1 protein-coding gene is annotated in these 867 nt (G+C 67.0%); it reads right to left on the bottom strand.

Translation table 11 applies throughout. The features are described 5' to 3' along the window. Positions 1-10: 10 nt before the first annotated feature. Positions 11-828, bottom strand: a protein-coding gene (locus tag ABEA93_RS42030; protein ID WP_345681297.1) for an IS5 family transposase whose coding sequence is annotated in 2 segments (ribosomal slippage) — positions 11-471 and positions 471-828 — 819 coding nt in all. Because the reading frame shifts where the segments join, the coding sequence is not laid out codon by codon here. Positions 829-867: the final 39 nt, after the last annotated feature.

Raw genomic sequence — 867 nt, 5'->3', positions numbered from 1 at the left:
AGACCGTGTCCTATGTGGTGTGGCTGCGGAGTCGTTTGAAGCAGATGAGTGCTGCGGCGAGGGTGGTGAAGGCGAGGAAGAGGTCGGATCTGCGTTCGTAGCGGATGGTGAGGCGGCGGTAACCGGTCAGCCAGGACATGGTGCGTTCGATGACCCAGCGGTGTCGGCCGAGTCGTCCGGAGGTGTCGACGCCTTTGCGGGCGATCCGCACGCCGATCCGCCTGCCGCGCAGCCAGCGTCGCAGCGGAGGGTTGTCGTAGGCCTTGTCCGCATGCATTTTTCCGGGTTTCCACGGTCGTCCGCGGTGCGGGTCGTGCTTGGCCAGGAGCGCTTCGACCAGCGGCTTCAGGCCGTTACTGTCATGGCAGTTGCCAGCTGAGACACCGACGACGAGCGGCAGTCCGGCCCGGTCGGACAGGACGTGCAGCTTGGAGCCCGGCTTGGCGCGGTCGACGGGGCTCGGACCTGTGAGTCCGCCCCCTTTTTCGCGCGGACGTGCGCGGTGTCGACCAGGACCCGCGACAAGTCCACCAGCCCGGCGTCCGCAAGGAGTTCGCGCAGCCTGCGGTGCAGCCGACCCCACAACCCGGCGTCCGACCAGATCGTGAATCGCCGGTGCACGGTCGACTTCGACGCCCCGAAACACGGCGGCAGATGCCGCCACGCACACCCGGTCGTCAACACGAACACGATCGCGGCGAACACCGCCTCGTCGTCGATATTCGCCGTCCCGCCGCCCTGCGGACGCACCTTCGCCGGCGGCAGCAACGGCTCCACGATCTCCCACAACCCGTCAGGAACGATCCAGCCCCACCCCGAACTCCCCATGACACATCAACGACCACGTAGCCACATAGGACACGGTCT

Origin of the sequence: Yinghuangia aomiensis (assembly GCF_039542225.1) — a bacterium.
GTDB classification, from domain to species: Bacteria; Actinomycetota; Actinomycetes; order Streptomycetales; family Streptomycetaceae; genus Yinghuangia; species Yinghuangia aomiensis.
The sequence above is the reverse complement of the archived record's forward strand: the minus strand, read 5'-3'. Positions and strand labels throughout refer to the sequence as shown.